19 protein-coding genes are annotated in these 20731 nt (G+C 49.1%); 18 read left to right on the top strand and 1 reads right to left on the bottom strand.

The genetic code is table 11. The annotated features are described in order from the left end of the window. Positions 1-12: 12 nt before the first annotated feature. From XMA127_RS04800 to fba, 8 genes are all read left to right on the top strand, one after another. Complete coding sequence (locus XMA127_RS04800; RefSeq protein WP_173484260.1) at positions 13-2355, top strand: nitric oxide reductase activation protein NorD; 2343 nt, start codon at positions 13-15, stop codon at positions 2353-2355. An 8-nt stretch (positions 2356-2363) separates the two neighbouring features. Then, on the top strand, positions 2364-2672 hold the full coding sequence (locus XMA127_RS04795) for a hypothetical protein (RefSeq protein ID WP_173481517.1): 309 nt from the start codon (positions 2364-2366) through the stop codon (positions 2670-2672). Positions 2673-2841: 169 nt separating this feature from the next. Next, entirely contained in the window at positions 2842-3549 is a 708-nt protein-coding gene (locus XMA127_RS04790; protein ID WP_173484259.1) for an HAD-IA family hydrolase, read from the top strand. Positions 3550-3586: 37 nt separating this feature from the next. Beyond that, positions 3587-4678: a class 1 fructose-bisphosphatase gene (locus XMA127_RS04785; protein ID WP_173484258.1), complete on the top strand. Its 1092-nt coding sequence runs from the start codon at positions 3587-3589 to the stop codon at positions 4676-4678. 23 nt (positions 4679-4701) lie between these two features. Next, the gene (locus tag XMA127_RS04780; RefSeq protein ID WP_173481514.1) at positions 4702-5586 is read left to right on the top strand and encodes a phosphoribulokinase; all 885 of its coding nucleotides are present in this window, start codon (positions 4702-4704) and stop codon (positions 5584-5586) included. Positions 5587-5611: 25 nt separating this feature from the next. Further along, positions 5612-7630, top strand: coding sequence for a transketolase (gene tkt, locus XMA127_RS04775; RefSeq protein ID WP_173484257.1), 2019 nt, complete (start codon positions 5612-5614; stop codon positions 7628-7630). Positions 7631-7641: 11 nt separating this feature from the next. Further along, positions 7642-8304, top strand: a complete 663-nt coding sequence (gene gph / locus XMA127_RS04770) for a phosphoglycolate phosphatase (RefSeq protein ID WP_173481512.1) — start codon at positions 7642-7644, stop codon at positions 8302-8304. Positions 8305-8346: 42 nt separating this feature from the next. Then, positions 8347-9381 (top strand): class II fructose-bisphosphate aldolase, encoded by a 1035-nt coding sequence (gene fba / locus XMA127_RS04765; RefSeq protein ID WP_173498957.1) that lies wholly within the window; start codon positions 8347-8349, stop codon positions 9379-9381. A 278-nt stretch (positions 9382-9659) separates the two neighbouring features. Here the strand turns inward: fba and XMA127_RS04760 are convergent, their stop codons facing one another. Continuing rightward, on the bottom strand, positions 9660-10115 hold the full coding sequence (locus XMA127_RS04760; protein ID WP_173498956.1) for a PaaI family thioesterase: 456 nt from the start codon (positions 10113-10115) through the stop codon (positions 9660-9662). A gap of 114 nt (positions 10116-10229) precedes the next feature. Here XMA127_RS04760 and grxB point away from each other — a divergent pair, with 114 nt between their 5' ends. From grxB to htpG, 10 genes are all read left to right on the top strand, one after another. Continuing rightward, on the top strand, positions 10230-10880 hold the full coding sequence (gene grxB, locus XMA127_RS04755) for a glutaredoxin 2 (RefSeq protein WP_173498955.1): 651 nt from the start codon (positions 10230-10232) through the stop codon (positions 10878-10880). A 128-nt stretch (positions 10881-11008) separates the two neighbouring features. After that, positions 11009-12394 carry an MFS transporter gene (locus XMA127_RS04750; protein WP_173498954.1) on the top strand — a complete coding sequence of 462 codons (1386 nt, stop codon included), beginning with the start codon at positions 11009-11011 and terminating at the stop codon, positions 12392-12394. A gap of 379 nt (positions 12395-12773) precedes the next feature. Further along, entirely contained in the window at positions 12774-14108 is a 1335-nt protein-coding gene (locus XMA127_RS04745) for a DEAD/DEAH box helicase (protein ID WP_173498953.1), read from the top strand. Positions 14109-14169: 61 nt separating this feature from the next. Continuing rightward, a complete protein-coding gene (locus XMA127_RS04740; protein WP_173484252.1) occupies positions 14170-14505 on the top strand; it encodes a thiol-disulfide oxidoreductase DCC family protein in 336 nt (111 codons plus the stop codon). 49 nt (positions 14506-14554) lie between these two features. Next, a complete protein-coding gene (locus XMA127_RS04735) occupies positions 14555-14878 on the top strand; it encodes a DUF3301 domain-containing protein (protein WP_173484251.1) in 324 nt (107 codons plus the stop codon). A 2-nt stretch (positions 14879-14880) separates the two neighbouring features. Next, positions 14881-16323 carry a YdiU family protein gene (locus tag XMA127_RS04730; protein ID WP_173484250.1) on the top strand — a complete coding sequence of 481 codons (1443 nt, stop codon included), beginning with the start codon at positions 14881-14883 and terminating at the stop codon, positions 16321-16323. A gap of 44 nt (positions 16324-16367) precedes the next feature. Continuing rightward, positions 16368-17456 (top strand): DUF2235 domain-containing protein, encoded by a 1089-nt coding sequence (locus XMA127_RS04725; RefSeq protein WP_173498952.1) that lies wholly within the window; start codon positions 16368-16370, stop codon positions 17454-17456. A gap of 10 nt (positions 17457-17466) precedes the next feature. Beyond that, positions 17467-17946: a YaiI/YqxD family protein gene (locus tag XMA127_RS04720; protein WP_217362031.1), complete on the top strand. Its 480-nt coding sequence runs from the start codon at positions 17467-17469 to the stop codon at positions 17944-17946. After that, positions 17943-18668, top strand: coding sequence for a DUF599 domain-containing protein (locus XMA127_RS04715; protein WP_173498951.1), 726 nt, complete (start codon positions 17943-17945; stop codon positions 18666-18668). The genes XMA127_RS04720 and XMA127_RS04715 overlap by 4 nt, the downstream gene beginning before the upstream one ends. A gap of 67 nt (positions 18669-18735) precedes the next feature. Next, positions 18736-20649 carry a molecular chaperone HtpG gene (gene htpG / locus XMA127_RS04710; protein WP_173498950.1) on the top strand — a complete coding sequence of 638 codons (1914 nt, stop codon included), beginning with the start codon at positions 18736-18738 and terminating at the stop codon, positions 20647-20649. Positions 20650-20731: the final 82 nt, after the last annotated feature.

Genomic DNA, 20731 nt, shown 5'->3' with positions numbered 1-20731 from the left:
GGGGCAGCACCGATGAGTATCGACATGGACCAGTATCGCCAATCTCTTGAGAGCATCGCTCCAGAAATGAACGATGTTTTAGAGAGTCACTTTCATGAAGCCGCACGAGTGATGTCATCGCCTGCCTTACAAGACTATCTTGAGGGTGCACAGAGTTTGGCGAATCTAGGTCGTGGTAAAGAGCTCGTGATCGCGTTTATTGAATGCATGCCACAGGTCGTGAAAGAGTGTGGTGAGGATGTCATGAGTGACTGTATTCATGCAGCCATGAAACTCGCTTCGATGACCTCTGGTGAAGTCATTACTCTGTTATTGCAATCCCTGCCGATTGCTGCAAATCGTCTTGGTGATCCTGAATTGCTGAGAGGGTACCTTACTCTCATCCATCAATTGTCTGCTAAGGCAGCTCGCGGCCTTAGGCCGATGCTGAATCATATGGATGAGCTGCTATCAAAGCTGACGCTTTCAGGACTTCGACGTTGGGCTAACTTTGGGGCGGATGCTTATCGAAGAGATTTTGTTAATCTAGTCAGTTATTTCGAGCTCAAGACCGCTGATAGTCAAAAAATGCTGCAACAAGAGCGCAAGGGTACGCTGTTTATTGATGCGCAACGCAAATTAAATTTTTACTTAAGGGCTTTATGGGGAAGAGATTTTTTTCTTCGTCCCACCTCGGCAGATTACGAAGACTTTAAACCTTACATTGAACATCATGTTATGCATTTGCCAGATGCGGTTGATGATCTCAACCAGGTGGATGGCGTCTCGTTATATCGTGCTCAAGTGGCACACGCTGCTGCTCATATGAGTTATACGACTGACCGAATGGATGCTAGCGGCCTTAGTCAGGCGCAGATGTTCTTTATCGCATTGATCGAAGATGCCAGGGTTGAGTATTGTGCGATGCAAGACTTTCCTGGACTGCGTTCCACTTGGCAAGCGTTACTGTCAATTGAGCCGGAGGGCCGTGAGGAACACCCAACCTTACAGCGGTTGGGTCAGTTTGCATTGATGCTGATGGATGAAACAGTAAGATCAGACGACCCAGAGTTGAATGAATTATCGGCTAAGTTTCATCATGAAATTTCTGCTAAAAAAGACTCTTCTGAAATCAGCTTTCAGTTAGGACTGGCGCTTTTTGCTCTGTTTGATGACCGTAAAGAGGTGCCCAGTCTACGTATTCTGCAGTCCATGCGCACACCTTATCGTGATGATAATCGTTTTGTTTGGGAGTTTGAGCCTTTCAATCTAGCTGAGCATGGTCTGGAGTATATTCCCGCTTCGCAACGACAGGTAAGAAAGTATGTCAGTGCCGTCGAAATGGCGAATGAGGTGGACTGTGAGCTAGCGGGCGATGATGCCCAAGAAGTTTGGGTATGCGCGACAGAGTTCATGCCTTATGAGGATGCAGGTGAAGCGACCGAGTCTTTTAATGACCGCTGGGGTAAAGAGCCTATTTCAGATCCATACCACTATCAGGAGTGGGATTATCAGGTGCAGTTATACCGACCCGATTGGGCAACGGTGTACGAAAAAAGAGCTCAAAAAGGGGATCCAGAAACGATTGATCGGATCTTTCAAGAACATAAGCCGATAGTGCAGAAAATTAAACAGGTTGTTGATCTTCTCTCACCGGATGGCGTTCAAAGAGAGCGAAATATGGAAGATGGTGATGAGATTGATCTGAATGCGGCCATCGATGCGATGATTGCCATCAGAATGGGTGAACAACCCAACCCCAGAATCACAATGCGTAATGTTGTCAAAAATCGCGATCTTGCAGTGACTGTATTGTTGGACCTATCTGAGTCGACGAATGAGACCATGGAGGGATCTGATAAAAGTGTGCTTGAGTTGACGCGTGAAGCAGCGACGCTGGTTTCAAGCGCGATCAATGGCATCGGTGATCCTTTTTCGATACATGGATTCGCTTCTGATGGTCGACACGATGTTCAATACTTTAAATTTAAAGATTTTAATCAGAGCTTTAATGACGAAGCAAAAAGTCGTCTTGCAGGAATGACGGGAGGGCTGTCAACTCGTATGGGAGCAGCCATGCGACATGCTGGAAGTCTTTTGATGAAACAACCTGAACGCCGCAAGCTGCTCCTGTTGGTCACAGATGGGGAACCAGCTGATATCGATGAGCGTGATCCCCAACACCTTAGGCACGATACCAAGAAAGCTGTCGAAGAGCTGTACAGCCAAGGTGTTTTAACCTATTGCTTAACCTTAGACCCCAATGCTGATAGTTATGTTAAACGAATTTTTGGGGCCAATAACTATACGGTGGTCGATAACGTTGATCGTCTGCCAGAAAAGCTACCCAGCTTATTTGCCAGCCTGACCTGTTAGGAGTCGTTATGCAAAAATCAAAAACATACGTCGGCATTCACAATGACCTTTACGGAGGGATGACCGATACCGGAAAAATCATCAGGGATGCTTGGGCTTTTGGTTTGATTCCGGAAACGGAAAGTTGTGAGGGTTGGTTAGTGCAGGGGCTGGAGACACTCTGGCGTCAGGTCAATGATGAGTGGGAGAATTATGGATTTTCTGTCAGTCAGTTGCCAGATGAGATCCGAGTGCGTTACCTACATATTCAAGAACAAGCCATTGTTCATGCAAAATCAAAGGGGTGGGACGCGGATAGAGATTTGATGGCAGATTAACTTTTATTTAGTAAGCCTCGATGTAAAAGCATCGGGGCTTTTTTACGTCGGTTGTTAGTTAAGTGATTTCTTAATCCTAATATAACCTCATTTTAATTGCGCTTACTTAGCACACTGAATACTCTTAGTTAATAGAAAATAAACATAAGAATATAACTGAAGGTATTAAATGGCACTTAAAGCGTTAATTTTTGATGTCGACGGTACATTGGCAGACACCGAAATGGCGCATATGGCTGCTTTCAACTATGCCTTTGAAACAGCGGGCCTCACTTGGTTATGGGATTTAGAGACCTATACAGAGCTGCTTGAAGTCTCGGGCGGCAAAGAGCGAATTCGTCACTACTGGAACCAACGGCCTGATCGAGGTGTTCAAGTCAGCGAAGAGCGCATCGACTCAATCATTCCAGAGCTGCATGCCACTAAAACTGCTCGTTATGAAGAGATGGTTGCTTGCGGAGAGGTTGCGATGCGCCCTGGTGTTTTAGAGCTAATTAAAGCCGCGAAGTCTGCTGGTTTAAAGCTAGCCATCGCCACAACGACCACTCCTGCCAATATCGAAGCACTGCTCTCTCACGCCATGGGCGATGACTGGCAGGAGACGTTCACCGTTGTCGAAAACGCAGAAACTGCTCCGAATAAAAAACCGGACCCCAGTGTCTACCTTCAAGCATTGGAGCGTCTTGGTGTCTCATCGGCAGAGGCAATAGCCATTGAAGATACCAACAATGGGTTAAGAGCCGCTAAAGGCGCCGAATTGGCTACTGTAATAACCCCTAATGAGTTTTCCAAGCACCATGATTTCACAGGGGCTGACTTAATTGTTCCCTCATTAAGCGATGTGAATTTAGAGCAGTTGTCTCGACTGATCGCTTAACAATACCGATTTTCAAAAATAATAAGAGGCAACTGATATGCCATTTAGAACCAATAGAACGACCTTAACTCAATACCTAATTGAAGAGCGTCGTCGTTACCCAAGTGCCAGCGGTGATTTTAACGCCTTGATTTTGGATGTGGCGATGGCCTGTAAGCAGATCGCTAAAGCCGTAGCCTATGGTGAATTAGCGGGCCTACACGGTGAGCATAATGAAGATGCAGGCGGCAGTATCAATGTCCAGGGTGAGGCTCAGAAAAAACTGGATGTGCTCAGTAATGACATTTTCATCAAGACGACAGAGTGGGGCGGGCATCTTCTAGGTATGGCCTCAGAAGAGATGGATGAGGCACTGGATATCCCAGAGGGTCACCCGAAAGGTCGCTACCTGATTGTTTTTGATCCACTCGACGGTTCATCGAATATTGATGTGAATGTCTCGGTGGGCAGTATTTTTTCGATTCTTCGTGCACCGGATGATGCAACCACTCCTATTCAGGAGGAGGTGTTTTTACAGCCCGGATCACAGCAGGTGGCGGCTGGATACGCGCTTTATGGTCCATCAACCATGCTGATTCTTACGGTGGGTAACGGAGTAGTTGGTTTCACTCTTGATCCTGCCTTGGGCGAGTTTATGTTGACGCACCCCAGCATCACCATTCCTGAAGATACTCAAGAGTTTGCGATTAACACCTCTAATAGCCGTTTCTGGGAAGCGCCCGTTAAACGTTATGTAGATGAGTGTCTAGCGGGATCGACCGGTCCGCGCGGTAAAGACTTCAACATGCGTTGGATCGCTTCGATGGTAGCGGAGGCGCATCGTATCCTAATGCGTGGCGGTGTATTCATGTACCCACGTGACACTAAAGATCCTAGCAAAGCCGGTAAGTTAAGACTGCTTTATGAGGCGAACCCTGTCGGAATGATTATCGAGCAAGCCGGTGGCCGTGCCAGTACAGGCAGCTACCCAATGCTGGATGTGAAACCGACCGAGCTTCACCAACGCATAGGGTTGGTGTTTGGTTCTAAAAACGAGGTCGAGCGCATCGAGCGTTACCACAACGAACCGATTGAAGAGAAAGGCGAAGATATGCCGCTCTTTGCTGAACGCAGTCTATTCCGCGATTAAGTTACTGGACCTGGAGAAACATTATGTCAGAACGTCACCCAATTATTGCGATTACCGGCTCATCAGGTGCAGGTACTTCAACCGTTACTCGGACATTCTCTAATATCTTTCGCCGTGAAAATGTTAAAGCCGCGATTGTCGAAGGCGATAGTTTCCACCGTTACGATCGTACTGAGATGAAGAAGCAGTTGGCGCAAGCCGATGCAGCGGGCAATAAACATCTCAGCCACTTTGGTCCAGAGAACAACCTATTTGATGAGCTCGAAGGTCTGTTTAAAAGCTACTCTGAAACGGGTACCGGTAAAAAACGCCTCTACCTGCACAACCAAGATGAGGCTGAGCCTTACGGACAAGAGCCAGGCACCTTTACCCCTTGGGAAGAGATCGATAAAGATACCGATATACTTTTCTATGAAGGCCTGCACGGCGCGGTGAAAACTGAACAGAACGATATAGCCCAGTACCCAGATCTACGTATCGGTGTGGTTCCCGTCATCAACCTTGAGTGGACTCAGAAGCTTTGGCGCGATAAGAATCAGCGTGGTTACAGTGCTGAAGCGGTAACGGATACGATTCTGCGTCGCATGCCTGATTACATTAACTACATCTGCCCTCAATTTGAACATACGCATGTGAACTTCCAACGCGTACCGATGGTAGACACTTCTAACCCTTTCATCGCTAGGGACATCCCTTCTGCCGATGAGAGCATGGTGATCATCCGCTTTGCTAATCCTAAGGGGATCGACTTTCAGTATCTCTTGAACATGATTGGCAATAGCTTCATGTCACGTGCCAATACCATTGTTGTCCCTGGTGGCAAGATGGAGCTTGCAATGCAGTTGATCTTCACACCGTTTGTATGGCGCATGATGGAACGTCGTAATCGTGCCTTGGGTCGTGGTTAAGGCCGTCGCTAACTAGGAGCAACAGATGAACAGAACAGCACCGAATGCCGCTATGGCAAATGAGATGGCCAATGCGATTCGCTTTCTAGCGATCGATGCCGTAGAAGCCGCAAAATCGGGTCACCCTGGTGCACCGATGGGAATGGCAGAAATTGCAGAGGTTCTTTGGAACCGTCACTTGAAACACAGTCCTGCCAATCCACATTGGCCAGACCGTGACCGTTTTGTACTCTCCAATGGTCACGGTTCAATGTTGATCTATGCTCTGCTGCATTTAACGGGCTACGATCTTCCTATCGATGAACTTAAACAGTTCCGTAAACTGCACTCTAAGACACCAGGACACCCTGAGGTGGGCATTACAGCGGGTGTGGAGACTACGACGGGTCCATTAGGTCAGGGTATCTCGAATGCTGTCGGTTTGGCACTTGCCGAGAAGATGTTGGCGGCAGAGTTTAATGAATCAGGGCACGCCATAGTGGACCATTTCACCTACTGTTTCTTGGGTGATGGTTGCATGATGGAGGGGATCAGTCACGAGGTCTGCTCTCTGGCTGGGACTCTGAGAACGTCTAAGCTCATCGCGATCTACGACGATAACGGTATCTCGATTGATGGCCACGTAGAAGGCTGGTTTGCTGATGATACGCCGGCACGTTTTGAAGCTTATGGTTGGAATGTGATCCGTGATGTAAACGGTCACGATGCGTCAGCTGTCGATGCAGCGATTCGTGCAGCCAAAGCTCAAGCGGTATTAGCTGATGGCAAACCGACATTGATCTGTACTAAAACCGAAATCGGTAAAGGGTCGCCCAATAAGGTCGGTACACACGACGTTCATGGTGCCGCACTGGGGGCCGACGAGGTCGCTGCGACACGCGCTGCACTGAATTGGAATCATGCGCCATTTGAGATTCCTAGTGACGTGAAGAGCGCTTGGGACTGCACCGATTCAGGCAGAGCCGCTGAAGCGGAATGGGATCACCGATTCGCTGAGTATGCTAAGGCATTCCCTGAAAAAGCGGCGGAATTCAAACGTCGTATGACCGGTGAGTTGAGCGACGAGTATCAATCTAATATTGCCGATGTCATGGCTCAGATTGCTGCAGCAGAAGGGGACGTAGCGACCCGTAAAGCGAGTCAAAATGCGCTAGATGCTATCGCACCTCTTGTTCCAGAGTTTTTTGGCGGCAGTGCTGATTTGACCGGTTCGAACCTGACAAACTTCAAAACAGCCACCTATGCGGGTCGGGATACCTGGGGTAACCACCTCTCATACGGTGTTCGTGAGTTTGGTATGGCTGCGATTATGAACGGTATGGCACTGCATGGTGGCTACCTACCCTATGGGGGCACCTTCCTGACCTTTAGTGATTACTCTCGTAATGCGATTCGAATGGCTGCACTGATGAAACAGCGTGTGGTTCATGTCTTTACTCATGACTCGATTGGCCTTGGCGAAGATGGCCCAACACACCAAAGTATCGAGCACGTTCCAAGCTTGCGCATCATTCCAGGCCTTGATGTCTGGCGTCCTTGTGATGCCCTTGAAACAGCCACGGCATGGGCGCACTCGGTTGAGCGACAGGATGGTCCCTCTGCTCTAGCGCTGTCACGACAGGGGATGCCTAAATTACTGAAGGCGGCCTCTGATGCAGACAAAGTTCGTAAAGGTGGCTACATCCTCTCTGATATGGCCAGTCCACAAGCGGTGATCATGGCAACCGGTTCTGAAGTGCAATTGGCGTTGCAAGCTCAAGAGACTTTAGCGGCTGAGGGTATCTCAACCCGCGTTGTCTCAATGCCTTGTACCAATCTGTTTGATCGCCAATCTGAAGATTACCAAGAGCAGACGATTCCATCGGACCTTCCTGCGGTTGCAGTGGAAGCAGCGCATACCGATTTCTGGCGCAAATATGTGGGCAGAAAAGGTGGTGTTGTAGGCATCGACAGCTTTGGTGATTCAGCACCGGCTCCTGTTCTCTATGAGTACTTCGGCATTACTGCTAACGCAGTTGCTGATGCTGTTCGCCAGCGAGTTTAGGGGTAACAGAAATGTATAAAGCGATGTTATTTGATCTTGACGGTACCTTAGTCGAGACGGCGCCGGAGATCTATGATGCCACCAATGCCACTTTAGAAGAGTGTGGTTATGCAAGGGTGACTCAAGAACAGGTCAACTCGTGGATAGGGCACGGCACACGTGCGCTGTTGATTAAAGCCCTGGCTTACATCCACAACCAATCCATTGAAGAGATTGAGTCTGGACCTATTTTGGCAGGCGCACTACCTGTCTTTGATAAGCACTATCAACGCTGCTGCGGTACCACCAGTTACCTCTATCCACATGTTTTAGAGGTGGTTAAAAAGCTTGGGTCTGAAGGGGTCAAGTTGGCAGTGGTTACCAATAAAGAGAGCCGATACACCGATCGTGTGTTAGCGGCTCACGGCTTAACGGAACTCTTCGATATTGTAGTCAGCGGCGACAGTTTTCCAGTGAAGAAGCCTGACCCAACGTCAATTTTAGACTGCCTTGAGCAGTGGCAAATCTCAGCAGAGGATGCACTGTTTGTGGGTGACTCCTCGATCGATGCGGCCACGGCGCGTAATGCAGGCATTGATGTTTGGTTACTTCCTTACGGTTACAACATGGGTGAACCGATTGAGTCGGCTAACCCCGATCGCGTCATTCAAGACTTTTCAGAGTTGGTGGATTAACCCATCAATTCAATAACTTAATCGACTCTTCGGAGGTAAATAATGGCACTTGTATCCCTACGTCAGGTACTTGATCACGCCGCAGAGAATAGCTACGGTGTTCCTGCGTTTAACGTTAACAACCTTGAGCAGGTGCAAGCGATCATGCAAGCAGCGCAGGCAACAGACAGTCCTGTGATTCTGCAGACATCTGCTGGCGCTCGCACCTACGCCGGTGAGGCTTATCTTCGCCATCTCATTTTGGCGGCTATCGAGACACACCCGGATCTTCCGGTTGTCCTGCATCAGGATCACGGTGCATCACCTGCAGTCTGTATGCAGTCGATCCGCTCTGGTTTCTCCAGTGTCATGATGGATGGTTCGTTGATGAGCGATGGTAAAACGCCATCCACCTACGAATACAACGTCGATGTCACTCGACAAGTCTGTGAAATGGCGCATGTTGTCGGTGTGTCGGTTGAAGGCGAACTGGGCTGTCTTGGTTCGCTGGAGACGGGTGAAGCGGGTGAAGAGGATGGTCAGGGTGCTGAGGGTATTTTGAGCCATGATCAAATGCTGACTGACCCTGAGGAAGCCAAAGACTTTGTTGAGAAAACCGGTGTCGATGCCTTAGCAATTGCGATTGGTACCAGCCACGGTGCGTACAAATTCACTCGCCCACCGACGGGCGATATTCTCGCAATTGATCGTGTCGCGGCGATTCATAAAGCAATCCCGAACACCCATCTGGTGATGCACGGCAGTTCCAGCGTGCCACAGGAGTGGTTAGCGATCATTCGTGAGTTTGGTGGCGAGCTGAAACCGACCTACGGTGTCCCTGTTGAAGAGATCGTAAAAGGGATTCAGAACGGTGTTCGTAAGGTCAATATTGATACCGACATTCGCTTGGCAATGACCGGTGCTATGCGCCGTATGATGGCCGAGAAGAAGAGCGAGTTTGATCCACGTAAATTCCTAGCCGCAGCCCGCGATGCAGCCTCAGGTATCGTCAAAGATCGTTTCGAAGCCTTTGGCTGTGCTGGACAGGGCAGCAAGATCAAACCGATCTCAATGGATGATATGGCGGGTCGATACTAATCGACCCAAGATCCATTCAAAACGTTGGAGCGGTCTTGAAAAGGCCGCGATATCTCCTAAGATCAAAAGCATTTCTATCCGACTGGCGTCGGCTAGCCTTCTTCTTTGTGTGAGCGGTATTGACGGTGACTGGCCTTCAGCCTGTCATCCGCCGTGAGAATTTAATGCCTATCTGGAAAACACCGAAAAATCAGATGACAGGCTGAAGCCAGTCACTGTTGCTTTCAGATAAACTCTAATGAATACCAATCGCGGCCTTTACAAGACCGCTCCAACAATCACTCAACGCCAAACGCAACCATCTCAGCCTCTGCACAGAGCGTTTCATTGGCGGATAAGGTCAACTTAACTCGCACTTTACGCCCCTCGATGGATAGCAGCTCGCCATGCAGCTGCAACTCTACGCCCATTGGAGTGGGGGTAAGGTATTTGATGTTCAACTGCCCCGTAACGTGGCGTTGAATCTTTGCATCTTTTTCGAGTGTTTCATGCTTCTGCAGGTAGCTTAAAGCGGCCGCTGATGCAGTGCCATGACAGTCGAGTAGGGAGGCGACCGCGCCGCCGTAGAGGTGTCCAGGAACGCCGCCACTGTATTTGTTCTCTGGCGTGAAGCGAGCTAGGGTTGTGTCACCTGTTACATAACTTTTCAGGTGCCATCCATCCGCGTTTGATCGACCACAGCCAAAACAGTGGCTATGGCTCTCTGGATAGAGATCTTGAATGGCTTGTTTCATTGAGACTCCTTCTCACATCTTTGAATAGAGAATAGCAATTATCTTATCTAGGTTGATACATACTGATGGATAAGTTGTGCTCTAATAAGCCATCCCCGATGTAAGAGAGGTGTTATGAAGCTTTTCCAATATGATCATTGTCCATTCTGTGTTCGTGCTGACATGGTCGCTAAATACAAACAGGTTAATTTTGAGTCGATTTACCTGCTGAATGACGATGCCGACAGCTGTATTGAGCGTGTTGGCAAAAAAATGGTGCCGATTTTAGAGATTGATGGCCAATCTATGGGCGAAAGTCTGGATATCGCTCATAAGTTGGATGAGTTAGGCAAGGCTGATCAGGTAATAGTCGAAGGTGGTGATTCTGATCGTTTCACACAACCACTGATGTCAGTAAATCGCGCGATCTTCTCTCTGCTTTTTCCTCGCAATGTACAGATCGGTTTGCCTGAGTTTGAAACTCAATCGGCAATTGATTTTTATCGTTTGAACAAGGAAGCGATGATTGAGTGTAGTTTTGAGCAAGCTCTGGACAATACAGCTGAACACCAAGCCCTTGTAGAGCAGGTCTTAAATGATTTGCCTAAGCTGATTAAGCCTTCGGATAGAGGTGGGCAGCTTAGCTGGGACGACGTTATGATTTTTCCAATGTTACGCAACTTAACCGTGATCAAAGATCTTCAGATGCCCACGCAGGTTGTAGATTACATCAATGAAGTAGCACAACTGACCAATGTTGAGCTCTACACAGACAGGGCCATCTAAGGGAAGAAAAAAGAAAGAGAGGGGAAAGGGCTTCACCCTCTCAAAGGGGTGTTTACAACAGCTGGGTTCATAATAGTGTGCAAAGCTGACATTTAGCTGATGGCTAAAATTTTTCACAAGGACGTTAGATGACACAGTTTGCGCGTTACTATCAGCGTTATTCACAAGCTCGACTAAAAGCACTGATTATCCTCAGTCTAGCGATTCTGCAGTTTCCTTTAGCCGTGTCGGCATCTCTGGTCGCACTACCTGCCATTGCTCAAGACCTTCAAGTCAATGCGGTATTGATCAGTTGGATACCGGCCATCTTCCTTCTGGTGAGTTTGATCTCCCAACTGCCAGGCGGTCGTCTATCGGATCTCATTGGTCTTAAAAAGGCTTTTCTCATCAGTTGTGGTCTTTTTGCGTTGGGTGGCGCCATGGCGGCTTTTGCGCCCAATATTGAAATACTGTTAGCAGGGCGTGTGGTACAGGGGGCTGCCGGGGCTATCCTAGCCAGCGCGGGTATGGCCATGATCTCCCGTATCTACGCAGCAGGTGGGCGAGGGGCCGCTCTAGGTTGGATGACATCAGCCGTCTATCTCGGCATGACTGCAGGCCCGCTAATAGGTGGCTGGTTGGTCGACCTGTTTGGCTGGCGATCTGTGTTTATGTTGCCGGTACCGATATTGCTAGGGGTCATTTTATCGATTCGACTGTTTATCCCAGGCGAATGGAAAAGCAGTGAAAAGCATAAGATCGACTGGGTCGGTACAGCCATTTTCTCAGCCACCATTGCAGCTCTCTATTTTGGCAGTACTCGCCTGATTGAACTCAACGGTTGGTTGCTTGCACTCTTAGGAGTAGGTCTGGGTTATCTCTTCATCAAATGGTCTGGCAAACAGGCATTTCCACTGGTGAGAATCGACTTGATGATGAAGAATAAAACCTTCATCAACTCTGCAACCGCGGCCATGTTTATGTACGCCAGCCAGTACGGAATCGTCCTGATTTTGTCACTTTATCTGCAATACAACCGCCAACTGTCGCCCACGGATACTGGGCAGCTGATGATGCTTCAAGCGTTGATGATGACGATCATCGCGCCGCTGGCAGGACGCGTCTCTGATCGAATAGGACACCGTCTACTGGCGACGGGAGGAAGTTTGTCCATAGCCCTTGGGTTACTGGCGTTAGCGTTGATGAATCACGAGACACCGCTCTGGGTGATCGGGCTCTGTATTATGGTGATCGGAACCGGCCATGGGATGTTCTCTACCCCAAACAACTCCGCGGCACTGGCAACACTCCCTGCAGAGCGAATGGGTATAGGCTCAGCCATCCTCAGTCTATCGAGACAGAGTGGCCAGTTGATCGGAATGGCGGTGATTACCCTGTTACTAGGACTCTACTTTGCTGGCGCCGCAATAGGGGAGTCTGATCCACAGCTTCTCGAAAGTGTCACAACCAATGCCCTGACAGTATCGCTGTTAACCGCACTGCTAGCGGCTTGGTTCTCGTGGAGAAAGGTTTAAATTGAAGCAGGTGACAGGCTAAAGCCAGTCACTGGAGCGCTGATCTTCCTACGAAGTATGGTGACTGGCTTTCAGCCTGTCACCCGCTGTTGAAATCGATCGGGGTTTCAGCAGAGCTGAATTCCCTCCTACAATAGGACTTCGCGATAAGCCCGCAACGGAGTCCTACTGGAGCTAGCCCTAAGGTCGAAGCGAAATGTCAAAAACATCGCTTCGCCTATTCAGGTTAGCTCGTTCTCAGTCGGACGGGGAACAGGGTGCCAGATTCAAATCTCGTGCCAGTAGTCCCCGTCCGACTGAGAACGAGCACAATGGTTTTTCACGTGTGCCTAGCCACGCTTTATGTTACTGTGCGCGCCTTAATATTTTGAGTGTCCTCATGTCTTTCAAATCTCTTGGCCTTTCGGCTCCTCTTACCCGTGCAATAGCTGAAAAAGGCTATTCAGAAGCGACTCCTATTCAACGTGAAGGCATTCCTGCCGTGATGTCCGGTAAGGACGTTATGGCGGCTGCGCAAACGGGAACGGGTAAAACTGCTAGCTTTATTCTGCCTCTGCTCGAGAGATTGCAATCTGGCCCTAAGGTAAAAAGCAACAATGTTCGTTCATTAGTGCTGACACCGACTCGTGAACTGGCGGCTCAGATCCAAGACAATGCTGAGTTCTATGGCAAATACACCGACCTCAAGAGCAATGTGGTTTTTGGTGGGGTTAAGATCAACCCACAGATGCAAAAGCTTCGCTCTGGCACGGACATATTGATCGCGACACCGGGTCGTCTTTTAGATCTCTACTCGCAGAATGCAGTTCGTTTTGATCAGCTAGAAGTGCTGGTATTGGATGAAGCTGATCGCATGCTCGACATGGGCTTTATTCGTGACATTCGTAAGATCCTTAACTTGCTGCCTAAGCAGCGTCAGAACCTAATGTTCTCTGCGACCTTCTCCCCAGAGATCAAAGAGCTGGCTCACGACATCGTCAACAACCCAGTAGAGGTCTCGGTATCACCAGAAAATGCGACCGCTCACACCGTTGAGCAGTGGGTCATTGGGGTTGATAAGAAGAGCAAGACAGCGGCTCTCATCGATTTGATCAAGACCAACAACTGGTTTCAGGTACTGGTCTTCAGCCGAACTAAGCATGGTGCAAACCGTCTAGTCGTTCAGCTGGATAAGGCGGGTATTACTGCAGCGGCTATCCATGGCAATAAGAGTCAGGGTGCTCGCACGCGTGCATTGCAGGCCTTTAAACAGGGCGATATTCAGATCCTTGTAGCTACCGACATTGCGGCACGCGGTATCGATATCAAAGAGCTGCCTCACGTGATTAACTTTGATCTTCCCAACGTGGCAGAAGATTATGTACACCGTATCGGCCGTACCGGTCGTGCCGGCAGTGTGGGTCAGGCGGTATCACTGGTCTCAATTGATGAGTTTGATCAGCTTCGAGCGATCGAGCGCTTGACGCAGAAACTTCTGGAACGTCGCGACTTGAAGGGATTTGCGCCGAACAACCCACTGCCAGAATCTAAGCTACAACCGCCGTTGAAGCCGAAAAAACCTAAAAAGCCAAAGCAGAAAGCGGAGGGTGCATCAGCACAACCAGCACCGCGTCAAAATCAGCCAAGGCGCAATAGACCGGCTGATGGTACACCCAAACGTAAACCTCGCCGTTTTGGTGGCAATCGCAAAAAGCCAGTCAACCGCGATCTGTAATCTGTTTTAATCGACAGGTTATCCGGTCATCCGCTTTGAGAAGTGTTTCGTATCTTATTACATGAAAGAGACACTCTACTACGACGGAAAATGTTCGCTCTGTGTTGCCGAGATGGATAAGTTGGCAGTCATTAAGGGCGAACAGTTAGAACTCCAAGATATCCATGAGTTATCGGATCAACTGACAGAAGAGGAGCGTATTAACATGCTTAAGGTTCTTCATCTGCAGCGTGGTGACCAGTGGGTAACTGGAATCGATGCGAACATAGCCGCTTGGCAGCATACCCGCTGGGGCTGGATTTGGCGCATCCTTGGTTGGCCAATCATCAAGCCCATAGTCAATCTGGCTTATAAGCGCTGGGCACGTTGGCGATACGATCGACTCTATACTAAATAAAGATGCTTGATTAGACTGTCGACATTCTCACACTTTATAGGTCATCAGCGTGTTTATTGAACTTACCGATCTCTTTCTCCTGACTCTAGTCGCTGGTGTTATCTATGTTTGGTACAAAGGCCTAGCCGTTAGAGAGCGCGCACTGAAAGCGGTTGAGAGTTACTGCAACAAGTTGAATCTGCAGTTGTTGGACCAAAACGTATCTCTGCGTGCGCTTTGGTTAAAACGAGATGATAGAGGTCGCTTGGCACCCTGGCGTCGATATCAGTTTGAGTTCACCACGACCGGCGATCAGCGCTACCGTGGCCAAGTGGTTCTGCTTGGCAATCGTCTAGAGAGTATTACCTCAGAGGCTCATAAGTTTGAGGATTAGCCATGTCTAAGCTCAATTTCGATAACAGCTATGCCCGTTTACCCTCTCACTGGTATCAGTCGGTCTCTGTCACTCCGTTAAAGAACACTCATTTAATCAGCTTCAATGCACCACTGGCTCAAGCATTAGGGCTAAATCCCTGTGAATGGGCGCCCAGTCAGCTGGTGGAAACTTTCACCACTGAGCAGGGCCCAGAGGGTGCTGAACCCTTGGCCATGAAATACACTGGACACCAGTTCGGTGTCTATAACCCAGATCTCGGTGATGGGCGTGGTATCTTGCTCGGCGAGCATCTAGACCCTGCTGGCAATCGATGGGATCTCCACCTTAAAGGGGCGGGTAAAACCGCCTATTCGCGCTTTGCTGATGGCAAAGCGGTACTTCGCTCCAGTATTCGTGAGTACCTTGTCAGTGAAGCGATGTTTGGCTTGGGTATTCCCACCACACGTGCGCTGGCTATTTTTGGCAGTGAGGAGTTTACCCTACGAAATGGGGCAGAGCCCTGTGCTCAAGTGCTTAGGGTGACACCCTGTCACATACGTTTTGGCCACTTTGAGTACTTCTACTATTCTGGTCAGCATGAGGACCTGAAACAGCTTGCCGATTACGTGATCGATCGTTACTACCCTGACGCGAAACAGGCCGAAAATCCTTACCTGTTCATGTATCAACAGGTGGTTGAGCGCAGTGCCTACCTGGTTGCACAGTGGCAGAGTTACGGGTTTGTTCATGCCGTCATGAACACCGACAATATGTCGATCATAGGAGAGACCTTTGACTATGGTCCGTTTACCTTTATGGATCGATATGAGCCGGACCACATCGCTAATAAAAACGATGACAGAGGTCGATACGCGTTCAGTAATCAACCGAGCATCATGCAGTGGAATCTTGCGGCCTTAGCTCAGGCGTTAATCCCTCTGATAGATAAATCCGACTTGGAGGCTCAACTCGAGAGATTCTCAACGCTCTATTTTGATGCCTATTACACAAAGCTCTCTCAGCGATTGGCACTACCGAATCCAGGGGTCACCCACAAAGCACTAATTGATGAGATGCTCACGTTGTTAGAAAAACAGCAGGGTGATCTCAATCGTTTTATTCTGGCTTTAACAAATCTAGAAAAGGGCGACGCTTTGGGTGCCGAAGTAGAGAGCCCCGAATCCTATTCAGAGTGGTTAAGCCGATTCTATGCAGTACGTCACTCAGAAGATGAGCAACTAAGATCACGTCTGGATTACGCAAAAACCTTAAACCCTGTCTATATTTTACGTAACTACATGTGTGAAGAGGCGATTCGCGACGCTCACCAAGGTGACTATCAACGCGTGAATCATCTGCTTGCCATGGTTCGTGAACCAACTAAGTACTATGCGCCACTGGCAGACTATGCAGATGCTCCACCGAAATGGGCAGAGGGGATTTTCTTAACCTGCTCGTCATAGCGACCTCAAGCGCACAGTACTTCTAATTATGACAGGAGAATCTGGTGCGCAATTTACTGCTGGCCTTTGATGGCACTTGGCAAAAAACCGATTCAGATTTGAGTGATGGCGATCAAAACAGCCATGTTGTGCGGTTGGTTGAGGCTCTTCACAATTCAGACACAGATATTCCACAACAGGTTCATTATCTCCCTGGAGTAGGCACTTCAGCCTGGCAACAGATTCGAGGAGGCATCTTTGGTTGGGGACTCTCTGACAAGATAGCCGAAGCCTATTTATGGTTGATGGAGCACTACCAAACGGGCGATCGGGTCTACCTGGTCGGCTACAGTCGTGGGGCGTTTGCAGCGAGAAGCCTGTCAGGTCTTATTGATCGATTGGGTCTGCTTAGATTGGAGCATCTAGAGCAATTCGATTCCTGCTACCAGCTCTACAGACGCGGCACCCGTCGTGAACAAAATCGATTCAAAGCCCAGATCGCCACCCCGATACAGATTGAGGCTATTGCCGTTTGGGATACCGTCGGGTCGTTGGGCATTCCATTGGGTAGCTTTAAACAGTTAAACCACTATTTGTGGGGCTTTCATGACACACGCTTAGCTTCCAATGTGAAGCGGGGCTTTCAAGCACTAGCCATTGATGAGCATCGTGCAGATTTCATACCGACACTCTGGTCACCCAAGCTTGAAGAGAATCAGAGCGTTGAGCAGCGATGGTTTGCCGGATCGCATGGGGATGTTGGCGGAGGGACAGACTCAACGCTCTCAACCCACTCTTGCCAATGGATATGCGAGTCACTGATTCACTCGGGTCTGAAGCTGGATGCTGAGTCTGTGAAGACTCAAACCTCTAACTTTGAACTGCCTCACGACTCCTATGATCTGTTTTTGGGTGGGCTGTATGACTGGTTTAGCGATCGCCATTGGCGTCCAATAGGTACTTGTCAGAATCGCTTTGAGACGATCGATTCGAGTGTGTTTGAGTTAATGAACAACACCAGTTACCGTCCCAAAAATCGAGTAGGGCCCCATCTGACTTCCCCTATCTCTCACCAATTGTGTGAAATTGATCATCTATATCAGTTTCAGGCTTGTTTTCTCGACGGGGAAGAGGGGATACTGAACGCTTCTTAGATTTCAAGGAATGAGTGTGAAAGTTTGGGTTGATGCGGATGCGTGTCCTGTGGTGATTAGAGATATTCTCATCAAGGCAGCACTCAATCGAAAAGTAGAGATGGAGTTCGTTGCAAACCACTTCTATCAGTTACCTAATTCCCCCTATTTAAACTGGCGTCGAGTCCCTCAGGGTGCCGATCAGGCTGATCAAGAGATCGTTGATCGAGTGACCGCTGGTGATCTTGTCATCGCTACAGATCTGCCGTTGGCTAATGATCTGATCGATAAAGGGGCTCGCGTACTTACCCATCGTGGCGAGGCCTTAACGAAAGAGAACATCAAAGCGCGCCTCAATCTGCGTGACTTCTACGAAACCATGCGCGCTAGCGGTATTCAGTCTGGTGGCCAATCGGGTATGAGTCAGGCAGATCGTCGTGAGTTTGCCAACGCGTTGGATCGCGCCTTAACGGCAGCACAGCGTCAAGCGAAGCAAGGAGGCAATGCATGAATTCATTTTGGGATATGCTGATTTCACTCAATCTGGACCTGGTCGCGTTGATCTGGTTTTTGATCTGTTTCAACGGCTATTTCATATACGCTAAGCGAGCCAGTTATCGTGTCACCTGTCTGGCTAGCCTAATGCACCTCTATCGTAAGGAGTGGATGCGCGCGGCGCTGGATCGTGAGGTGAGGGTGGCTGATACCACAACGATCACCAATCTTGAGCGCGGTGTCACCTTCTTTGCCAGCACCACCATGCTGATTTTGGCCGGCCTTCTGACCCTGCTCTCTCGCTCTGATATGGCGATCGACCTTCTGTCTGAACTGCCGTTCACAGAGCCGATGACTCGACTGCAATGGGACCTGCGCATCATCGTGCTGATGGTGATGTTTGTATACGCCTTCTTTAAGTTCACCTGGTCTATTCGCCAGTATGGATTTGTCTCGGTCATGATTGGTGGCGGCCCCAACCCCAAAGAGAATGCCGATCCACGGACTCTCGATATGCACGCAGAACGCTCGGCTCGCATGGCTAGTATGGCAGCGAACAACTTTAATGCCGGACTGAGAACCTACTACTTTGCCATCGCAGTGCTAGGGTGGATGGTCAATACCTGGCTCTTTATGTTTTTGTGTGCAGTGGTTGTCTGGATTCTCTATCGTCGTGAATTCAGCTCTTCGACGCTAAGAACCTTGATGATGAGTACCGATATCAACGCCAAGGGTTGAAATTAGATCGGCATCCCCCATATCTGATGGAGTGTTAATCAGTAACTTGGGAATTCAGGTCTAAGCTATGACAACCGAAACGAAACAAGAAACTCTTGGCTTTCAAACCGAAGTGAAACAGCTGCTGCAGCTGATGATTCACTCTCTATACTCTAATAAAGAGATCTTCCTACGTGAATTGATCTCCAACGCTTCAGATGCGGCTGAAAAGCTACGCTTTGAAGCCTTGTCTAATGCCGACCTCTATGAAAACGATGGTGATCTGCGTATTCGTGTCTCTGCTGATGAAGAGAACAACACCATTACCATCGAAGATAACGGCATCGGTATGTCGCGCGATGAGGTCATCGAGCACCTGGGTACCATCGCTAAATCGGGTACCGCTAGCTTCCTTCAAAATCTGACCGGCGATGCCGCCAAAGATTCACAACTGATCGGTCAGTTTGGTGTTGGTTTCTACTCTGCATTCATTGTGGCTGATCAGGTTGATCTATATACCCGTCGTGCTGGTTTAGACGCGGCAGAGGGTGTCCACTGGTCCTCTAAAGGTGAGGGCGAGTTCGATATCGCAACCATCGATAAGCCAGAGCGCGGCACGCGTATCGTCATGACCCTAAAAGAGGATGCGAAAGAGTTTGCCAGCGATTGGCGTCTACGCTCTCTAGTCACCAAATACTCAGATCACATCGCGATGCCTGTGCAGATGGAGAAACAACCCATGCCGGCAGAGGGTGATGATGAGTCATCAAAGGATGCACCTGAGATCGAGACGGTTAACAGTGCGACAGCATTATGGACTAAGAACAAGTCAGAGGTGACCGAGGAGGAGTACAAAAACTTCTACCAGCACGTCTCTCATGATCTCCAGGAGCCAATCAGTTGGGCTCATAACCGCGTTGAAGGTAACTTAGAGTACACCAGTCTTCTCTACCTACCGTCCAAAGCGCCTTACGACCTTTGGAACCGTGAAGCACCTAAAGGGCTTAAGCTCTTCATTCAGCGTGTCTTTATCATGGATCAAGCGGATCAGTTTTTGCCGCTCTACCTGCGCTTCATTAAAGGTGTCGTTGATTCGAAAAACCTATCACTAAACGTCTCTCGTGAGATTCTTCAGAAAGATCCAAACGTTGATAAGCTGAAGTCCGCTCTGACTAAGCGAAGCCTCGATATGATCGAGAAGTTCGCTAAGAAGGATGCCGAGAAGTACCTAGAGTTCTGGAAAGAGTTTGGTCAGGTCTTGAAAGAGGGCCCTGCGGAAGATCATGCGAATCGTGAGCGCATTCTTAAGCTAATGCGTTTTGCATCGACCGAGAACAGCAACGGCGATCAGAACGTCAGCCTAGACAGCTACATAGAGCGTATGGGCGAAGATCAAGAGAAGATCTACTACCTAGTCGCCGATAACTACAACGCGGCTAAAGCGAGCCCACATCTAGAGATCTTCCGTAAGAAGGGCATTGAAGTGCTGCTTCTGACTGATCGCATTGATGAGTGGATGATGAGCCACTTGATGGACTACTCAGGCAAGTCGTTCCAAGACGTCACCAAAGGCGAGTTGAAACTGGATGGTGAAGAGTCTGAAGAGAGCAAAAAAGCTCAAGAGGAGCAGAACGAGCAGTACGCATCACTGATTGAACGTCTTGGCGGTGTATTTACCGACCGTGTCGACTCTGTCCGTGTCTCACAGCGTCTAACCGACTCTCCAGCCTGTCTGGTGCTTGGGGATTACGATATGGGTCTACAGATGCGTCGTATCATGGAAGCGGCTGGCCAAGCAGTTCCAGAGACTAAACCCGTCTTTGAGTTCAACGCAGAGCACCCACTGATCGGTAAGCTTGATCAAGAGTCCGATGAAGATCGTTTTGCTGATCTGGCAATGATTCTATTGGATCAAGCTCAACTAGCGACCGGCGGTCAGCTAGAGGATCCAGCAGCTTACACAGCTCGTCTGAACAAACTGCTGTTAGAGTTGAGTGCTTAAACACTCCACTTGAAGCAAAAAGGCCTGACACTGTCAGGCCTTTTTTGTTCGCGGCCTTTCCAAGACCGCTCCAACAAAATTA

It is taken from the genome of Marinobacterium sp. xm-a-127 (genome assembly GCF_013283425.1).
GTDB lineage: Bacteria > Pseudomonadota > Gammaproteobacteria > Pseudomonadales > Balneatricaceae > Marinobacterium_E.
Note: the sequence above shows the minus strand (reverse complement) of the source record. Positions and strands in the feature narration are given on the sequence as shown.

Bases quoted from the DNA above. Each gene is read 5' to 3' on its own strand.
- XMA127_RS04800 (WP_173484260.1), top strand. From the start codon at position 13: ATGAGTATCGACATGGACCAGTATCGCCAATCTCTTGAGAGCATCGCT.
- XMA127_RS04795 (WP_173481517.1), top strand. From the start codon at position 2,364: ATGCAAAAATCAAAAACATACGTCGGCATTCACAATGACCTTTACGGA.
- XMA127_RS04790 (WP_173484259.1), top strand. From the start codon at position 2,842: ATGGCACTTAAAGCGTTAATTTTTGATGTCGACGGTACATTGGCAGAC.
- XMA127_RS04785 (WP_173484258.1), top strand. From the start codon at position 3,587: ATGCCATTTAGAACCAATAGAACGACCTTAACTCAATACCTAATTGAA.
- XMA127_RS04780 (WP_173481514.1), top strand. From the start codon at position 4,702: ATGTCAGAACGTCACCCAATTATTGCGATTACCGGCTCATCAGGTGCA.
- tkt (WP_173484257.1), top strand. From the start codon at position 5,612: ATGAACAGAACAGCACCGAATGCCGCTATGGCAAATGAGATGGCCAAT.
- gph (WP_173481512.1), top strand. From the start codon at position 7,642: ATGTATAAAGCGATGTTATTTGATCTTGACGGTACCTTAGTCGAGACG.
- fba (WP_173498957.1), top strand. From the start codon at position 8,347: ATGGCACTTGTATCCCTACGTCAGGTACTTGATCACGCCGCAGAGAAT.
- XMA127_RS04760 (WP_173498956.1), bottom strand. From the start codon at position 10,115: ATGAAACAAGCCATTCAAGATCTCTATCCAGAGAGCCATAGCCACTGT.
- grxB (WP_173498955.1), top strand. From the start codon at position 10,230: ATGAAGCTTTTCCAATATGATCATTGTCCATTCTGTGTTCGTGCTGAC.
- XMA127_RS04750 (WP_173498954.1), top strand. From the start codon at position 11,009: ATGACACAGTTTGCGCGTTACTATCAGCGTTATTCACAAGCTCGACTA.
- XMA127_RS04745 (WP_173498953.1), top strand. From the start codon at position 12,774: ATGTCTTTCAAATCTCTTGGCCTTTCGGCTCCTCTTACCCGTGCAATA.
- XMA127_RS04740 (WP_173484252.1), top strand. From the start codon at position 14,170: ATGAAAGAGACACTCTACTACGACGGAAAATGTTCGCTCTGTGTTGCC.
- XMA127_RS04730 (WP_173484250.1), top strand. From the start codon at position 14,881: ATGTCTAAGCTCAATTTCGATAACAGCTATGCCCGTTTACCCTCTCAC.
- XMA127_RS04720 (WP_217362031.1), top strand. From the start codon at position 17,467: ATGAGTGTGAAAGTTTGGGTTGATGCGGATGCGTGTCCTGTGGTGATT.
- XMA127_RS04715 (WP_173498951.1), top strand. From the start codon at position 17,943: ATGAATTCATTTTGGGATATGCTGATTTCACTCAATCTGGACCTGGTC.
- htpG (WP_173498950.1), top strand. From the start codon at position 18,736: ATGACAACCGAAACGAAACAAGAAACTCTTGGCTTTCAAACCGAAGTG.